General features: G+C 44.5%; 8 protein-coding genes. 4 read left to right on the forward strand and 4 right to left on the reverse strand.

Going from position 1 to position 6,655, the window contains the following annotated elements:
* Positions 1–270, forward strand: a 270-nt coding sequence (locus V7L97_RS10515; RefSeq protein ID WP_333655772.1) for a DUF2283 domain-containing protein, incomplete at its 5' end; no start/stop codon positions are given.
* A gap of 77 nt (positions 271–347) precedes the next feature.
* Here the strand turns inward: V7L97_RS10515 and V7L97_RS10520 are convergent.
* The 4 genes from V7L97_RS10520 to V7L97_RS10535 form a co-directional block, all read right to left on the reverse strand.
* Positions 348–1,538 carry an MFS transporter gene (locus tag V7L97_RS10520; RefSeq protein ID WP_333655773.1) on the reverse strand — a complete coding sequence of 397 codons (1,191 nt, stop codon included), beginning with the start codon at positions 1,536–1,538 and terminating at the stop codon, positions 348–350.
* Between the two features lie 83 nt (positions 1,539–1,621).
* Complete coding sequence (locus V7L97_RS10525; protein ID WP_333655776.1) at positions 1,622–2,173, reverse strand: HDIG domain-containing metalloprotein; 552 nt, start codon at positions 2,171–2,173, stop codon at positions 1,622–1,624.
* 41 nt (positions 2,174–2,214) lie between these two features.
* Positions 2,215–2,499 carry a hypothetical protein gene (locus V7L97_RS10530; protein WP_333655778.1) on the reverse strand — a complete coding sequence of 95 codons (285 nt, stop codon included), beginning with the start codon at positions 2,497–2,499 and terminating at the stop codon, positions 2,215–2,217.
* 79 nt (positions 2,500–2,578) lie between these two features.
* Positions 2,579–3,490 (reverse strand): chromate resistance protein ChrB domain-containing protein, encoded by a 912-nt coding sequence (locus tag V7L97_RS10535; protein WP_333655780.1) that lies wholly within the window; start codon positions 3,488–3,490, stop codon positions 2,579–2,581.
* 252 nt (positions 3,491–3,742) lie between these two features.
* On the opposite strand from V7L97_RS10535, the gene V7L97_RS10540 reads away from it, so the two are divergent.
* The 3 genes from V7L97_RS10540 (at position 3,743) to purE (ending at position 6,512) form a co-directional block, all read left to right on the forward strand.
* On the forward strand, positions 3,743–4,945 hold the full coding sequence (locus V7L97_RS10540; RefSeq protein ID WP_333655782.1) for a peptidase MA family metallohydrolase: 1,203 nt from the start codon (positions 3,743–3,745) through the stop codon (positions 4,943–4,945).
* 226 nt (positions 4,946–5,171) lie between these two features.
* Complete coding sequence (htpX, locus tag V7L97_RS10545; protein WP_333655784.1) at positions 5,172–6,017, forward strand: zinc metalloprotease HtpX; 846 nt, start codon at positions 5,172–5,174, stop codon at positions 6,015–6,017.
* Positions 6,018–6,512 (forward strand): 5-(carboxyamino)imidazole ribonucleotide mutase, encoded by a 495-nt coding sequence (purE, locus tag V7L97_RS10550; protein WP_333655786.1) that lies wholly within the window; start codon positions 6,018–6,020, stop codon positions 6,510–6,512. It abuts the gene before it with no gap.
* Positions 6,513–6,655: the final 143 nt, after the last annotated feature.

Below are 6,655 nucleotides of genomic sequence, written 5' to 3' on the forward strand. Positions count from 1 at the left end.
TGTGGGGAGAGGAAAGGCAAAAGGAAAACCGAATCCAATCAGGAAGATGGAGGAAAATATATGAATGATTTTAAAGTCTTTTACGATGAAGAAGAGGATATTCTCTACCTTGCAAAAGAGGGCGAAGAAGCAGAGGTTGTGGAAATATCTCCGGGCGTGAATATGGAACTTGACAGCAACGGCAAGCTTATAGGCGTTGAACTGTTCAAAGCCTCTCGTATGTTTAAGAATGTTCTTAAACCAATGGAGAAGAAACTTCAGTTTGCATAACCACCACACCCAAAATCCTCGCTGCCAAAAAGCAATAATTGAAAATTGGAAGGTACATTTATTCTGCACCACCCTTTTTATTGCCGCTGTAAAGCAGTTTTGGTACGCAGGACTTTTATCAGGAATATAAATGCCGCTGCAATAAGAACCGAGGCTGCCCCCAGAAATGCCCTGTCGAAGCCGAAATGTAGAGCTACAATCCCTGAAATGAGAGGCCCTGCTGTATGGCCTATGTCCATTATCGAGCCCAATAATCCCATTGCAGAGCCATGAGATTCCTTTTTGCTTAAATCGGCGATGAATGCGGATGTGGCTGATGTTACGATTGAAAGGCTTAATCCGAACAGTATGCTCAATGCAAGAAGGAGTATGAACGATTTAAATAATGCGAAACCCCCTATGCATAGAGCGCCGATTATAGCACCCCAAAAGATCTGAGGCTGCCTGCCATGCCTGTCTGAAAACCTTCCCATTACAGGTTTTGTAAGCGCTAATGTGATTACTTGTGAAGATAGGAATATGCCTACCTCATATGCGCTGAGACCGATTTTTATTGAATAGAGTGGAAGGAATGTCTCGAAAGTTCCATATGCAAAGAGTATGGATGCTTCAACCCCTGCAGTGATGAGGATAAGCCTGTTTGATAGCACAGACTTAAAAGATGCAAACGTCTCTTTCCAGTCTCGTTTTTCGATTTTTTTATCAGGGGCGGATGGCAATTTAAATGTGAGTATAAGGGCAATTATGCCTGCCGCGCCGCATACAAGGTACACAATCTTATAACCAAGGCCGGGATTAAAGACCATTGCTCCCATGATGCTGCCGCCTGCAATTGGAGCCATAAACCTGCCAACAAGGGTTGATGTGGAAAACCATCCCATTTTTTCTCCCCTCTCATGATGAAAGAGGTCGGCAACGAGCGCCATAGCAACAGGGATGAATACGGCTGTGGCAAAGCCATGATAGAACCTCACGATGGCAAGCTGCCAGATTTTATTCACGAACAGATACAGAAACGGTGCGGTCGAAAATACGATGAGCGAAAAGACGAGCATTTTTCTCCTGCCGAGCCTGTCCGACAGTATCCCTGCAGGTATGCTTGCAACTATACCTGTAAATGCGGATACAGCAGCCACAAAACCAACACCGGAGGGGTCTGCTCCGAGGTGCGATGCAAAAAGTGGAAGAACAGGGCTTTTTGATATAGTAGAGCTGAATATGGCAAAAAGCCCTGTGGTGCATAGCAATACAAAGGGGCTAAATTTCATTCCTGTTAGAAATGGGGTTAATGGAGTACTGGAGTGTTGTTTTATAAATTCAATACTCCATCACTCCAATACTCCAAATTTGTTTATTTTTTCCGCACTAATCTCTGAATTTCTCCGTGATACCCGAGATAGCGGTTCAGCGTCTTCTCATTCTTTCCGTATTTCGGATATGTTTTCAGTATCTCCTCAAACCGCTCCTCAGCCTCCTGTTCTGATTTGATCTCAACGATGCCATCCGTGATTATGTCCACGAGCCTATCAGCATAAATCACTATCCGTTCCTCAAGTTTTTTTAGTGTGTAATCTTTTATCGGCAGCCCGAGTTCCACTGCCTCTTCTTCTGTAAGCCCGCCCCGTATATGCTTTTCCATGATGTCTGTAATTTCCTGTGGCAAGCCCAACCGTCTCCCGAGTTCAGCACCTATTTTTCCGTGTTCTATCTCATGTGTTTTTGCCTTGCCGAGGTCATGAAACAAAGCACCCCTGCCTACAAGCTCCATATCGATATTATTCTTAGTCCGCTCCGCAATCTCCAGCGCCTTTTCAGCGACCTTGACGCAGTGCTTTATATCGTCCTCAGAAACACCTGTTTTTCTCATTAATTCGATGTCCGAATCCTGAATTTTATAGCTCATGCTATCCTCCCTTTCTTTTTCAGATGCCTATCAATGCATAATCACTTCACCCCAAAATACGCCAGCGTATCCGCAACAGCCTTTTCCAGATCGTGCTGAATGTGCTCGAACTTTGTCTTTACATCGTCATGGATATGCCTGATATATTCCTGAAGCCCCTCCTTGCCATACTTTTCTTCAATCATCTTACCGTATTCATAAATCTTCGTGATATCGTGTCTCTCTGCTTTTTTCTCAGGGTCATTGTCGAGCCACTCATGAAGCTCACGGTATTCGTTTCCTGTCCTCTCGCTGCTTGTCTTTAAATGTTTCGCTACTGGCGGCATTTCTCTTTCCTCCTTTTTGTAATATTTGATTATAATGTAACATGTGTTACATAAAAAGTCAAGAAAAAAATATAGTCGACTACGCCTTTGATTCGTAGAGCATTTCAAATATCGTCATTCCCCTTTCGAGGGCATCCGCATCGCTTTTTGATGTCTTTTTTATCCCGGCGAGTATCTCCTCTATGCCTTTTGCCTCGGGTGTTTTGAATTTGTCGTCCTTCATATCGAGCTCGTGGACTATTTCAGCTATTTTTTTAATCCTCCTGTCGGGCAGATTGAAGGATTTAATGAAAACTTCAAATGTGCACATGTCCCCGATATGCGTAAATTCCCCGCCCATGACATCAAAGGCAACCATGTTTTTGCCGAGATGTGCCGTCTCTTTTTCGTCGATGAACCCAAACGATGCTTCGGGGTCTATAAACTTTCTGATAAGCCATGCCGATGCCATTCTATCCACAAAGGGCTTCTTCCTTGTGACCCATGTTTTCCCCTGATAATCTTTTATGCGCCTGGGAACTATTGCAGGGATCCGAATACCTGTATAAGCACGTTCCATGCTTTTAAGTTCGGCCTGTAGCGTTTCCATGCGCTTTTTAATGACAGCCCCTGCCTTTGATGAAAAGAAGTCTATCCTCCTTATGGCCTCAAGCTCTTTCGATAGTTTGTAAAGCTGTTCTGTTAATTTCTTGTTGCCCTGGATGCTGCTTCCTTTTTTTATGCTCTGTATTCTTCTCTCAAGCCCTTCAAGACCCTTCTCGATATCCTGATAATCACGCACCCTTTGCTTGTTGAAGAGGTCGATGATTTCCCTGTCATGCATGGTCTCGATCCTTTCCACATGCACAAAGGCGGCCTCGCCGCCCATGCCGACGGCTTCAGACACAAGCCATCGACAAAACTCATCGTGTTCCTCGCTGTACGGGAGTATGTAGGCGGCGCCTTTGAACGGCAGTGCACCGGCCTGTGTGAGTCTCCTCCATATTTTCATCCTGTTGCTCACAGGCTTTGAGGGGACGCTGTAGAAAAACAACAGCCAGCCATGTTTTTCCGAATGTTCAGACTGTAACATTTAATGCTAATGTAACAGACGTTATATATATGATGTCAATGGGAATAATGCCGCGTGAATATTTATTTTTTTGGTTTTTCTATTAAACTTAGCAAAGAATATCACAGTTCTTCCATGATAAAAAGTTAAATATGGGGGTGCCTTATTTTCAGGGCAATTGCTTCCGCTGTTTTGCTTTTCATTTTAATCATTGCAGCATTTTTCTATTTTAAAGGACCTGCAGAAAACCACGGGACCGTCCAGATTCCCGCAGGTCAGGCCACCGAACCTTTTGAGCAGTTAACATCCATTAATCATGGCAGCGATTCGACTAAGACAGTGGATGAATCCATTAAATCAATAGAGATTTCGCCTTTGCCCGAAAAAAATGTAAAGATCGATGAGAAGAACAGGGAATTGTGGTTGAAAGCCGAGGCAATGGTAAAGGCAGGAGACAATGACGGGGCCATCAAACTGCTTAAGGAAATCTCTGAAAAGGACAAACATGCATTTACCGGCATTGGTATTTTGCTTCTGAAGATCGGGAGATGCGATGATGCAATAAAATACCTCGAGAAGGCAGTGGAGTTTGACATCGATGATTTTACAGCACGAAAGGCACTTGCATTGGCTTACTACAAAGCGGATGACCTCGATAAAAGCCTCCACAATATAGAAACAGGACTCTCTATGAAAAGCGATCGGTTGCTGCAGTTTCTCCATGATAAAATCAAGAGAGAACACCGGACGCAACAGAAATTCATTGATGAAAGCACACGACACTTCAAGGTCATTTTTGATGGGCATGAAAACGGTAATATCAGCAGGAAGGTATTGGGAATCCTTGATGATGCATACAGGTTTGTTGGAAAGGAGCTTAGTTATTTCCCTGATCAGCCCTTAACCGTGATCATCTATACTGAAAAGGAATTCTTTGATACCACGCTGGCTCCTGGATGGGCTGGCGGTGCATATGATTTTATAGGAGGAAAGATATGTATCCCTGTGAAGGGGGTGGAGGGCAGAGAGGCCGAACTGAAAAGGGTGCTTTTTCACGAATATGTGCATGCCATGGTTGATTCCATTACACAACGGTGTCCACTATGGATTAATGAGGAACTCGCTGAATATTTTTCGAGGAATTATCCAAAGAGAATCGGTCAGGTTGTTCCTCTGAATTATCTTGAGAATTCATTTACATGGCTTGGAGGAAGGGCAGGTCTCGCTTACTGGGAGAGCTATTCTGCGGTGTCGTACCTCATAGAGAGGCATGGCGCTTCAAGGATGAAGGATTTGCTGATATCTCTCTCAAAGGGGTCAGATCTGAATCAGGCATTCAAGGAAACATTTAGCATTTCATATAATGAATTCATCTCATCATGGGGAAAGGGCTGAGCTTGACATAATTTTCTTATTTCCGATAATCTAAAACCAGTAAAGGGGAGTAGCCCAGGCAGTGGCTATCGTCAGCACGCCAGGCACTAAGACTTAGTGCTCGGCCGGTACCACTGGTTAGGAAAAACTAACAGGCAAGACCTTTACCGCAGTGAGTATTTATTGGTAAACTAATTTATCAATAAGTATTCAAGCGGTAAAGGTCTTTTTAATTGGAGGTGTAAAAATGAATGGATTGAAGACAATGGTTTTAATGGTTACATTAACCTTGATGCTTGTGGCAATAGGAGGCCTTCTGGGCGGCAAGTCTGGAATGACATTTGCCCTTATCATGGCCTTTGGAATGAACTTTATCACATACTGGTTCAGCGACAAGATAGTGCTCAGGATGTACCGTGCCAAGCCGGTAACAGAGGCAGAGGCGCCGGAGCTTTACGGCATGGTAAGAAGGCTTGCCCACAGGGCAGAGCTTCCAATGCCGAGGGTTTATATAATGGATGAAGACCAGCCCAATGCATTTGCAACAGGAAGGAATCCGCAGAAAGGCGTGGTTGCTGTAACAACAGGCATAATGAGGATTTTGTCGAGAGAAGAGCTTGAGGGTGTCATAGCCCATGAACTTGCACACATTAAGCACAGGGACATACTCGTAGGCACAGTTGCTGCAACAATCGCAGGCGCTATAAGCTACCTTGCACAGATGGCGCAGTGGGCGGCGATATTCGGTGGCAGGCGCGATGATGAAGATGGAGGCAATCCTATAGCAGCCATCGTGATGATGATTGTCGGCCCGATTGCAGCAATGATGGTGCAGATGGCCATATCACGCTCCAGGGAATACGAAGCTGATGCAGGCGGTGCAAGGATTGCAGGCAATCCCATGTATCTCGCCAATGCACTTAAGAAGCTTCATATGGCATCACAGAGGATTCCAATGGATGCGAATCCTGCAACATCCCATATGTTCATAGTCAATCCCCTTTCGGGTGGAGGACTTTTAAAGCTCTTCAGCACCCATCCGCCTATGGAGGAGAGGATAGCAAGGCTCGAATCAATGAGGATGGGAGGATAAATGACAAAGCCACTGGTTCTTATCCTCATGGGAAGCGACAGCGATCTGCCTGTAATGGAAAAGGCAGGAGAGGTTTTAAAGGAGATGGGTGTGCCTTATGCGATGGACATAAGTTCTGCTCACAGGCTTCCGGAAAAAACAGTGGAATATTCAAAGACAGCAAGAGAACGGGGAATAGAAGTAATTATTGCAGGAGCAGGCATGGCAGCCCATCTTGCAGGGGTGATTGCATCACATACAACGCTGCCTGTGATAGGCGTGCCGCTTAAATCAGGTGCATTAAATGGAGTGGATGCACTTTATTCGACTGTCCAGATGCCTCCTGGAATACCTGTAGCAACTGTTGCCATTGATGGAGCAAAGAATGCCGCATACCTTGCATGCTCCATACTCTCCATAAAATATCCCGAAATAGCCGAAAAATTGGAGGCACTCAGGGAAAAGACACGACAGTCATTGTTGGAAAAATCAAAGGAGCTGAAGAAGTCTCTATAATATCAAGCCTTCATAGAACTGCAAAATTGCAAATAAGCCCTTGACATTAAGTTAATGTAAGGGCTTTTTTATTTACCTAAATTGAGAGATTCCAATCTAAAAATATATGTCAGGTGCTGCGAAAAGACTTTAAACCACGCACT

The sequence above is a fragment of the Dissulfurispira sp. genome (assembly GCF_036745535.1).
In the GTDB taxonomy this organism is placed as follows: domain Bacteria; phylum Nitrospirota; class Thermodesulfovibrionia; order Thermodesulfovibrionales; family Dissulfurispiraceae; genus Dissulfurispira.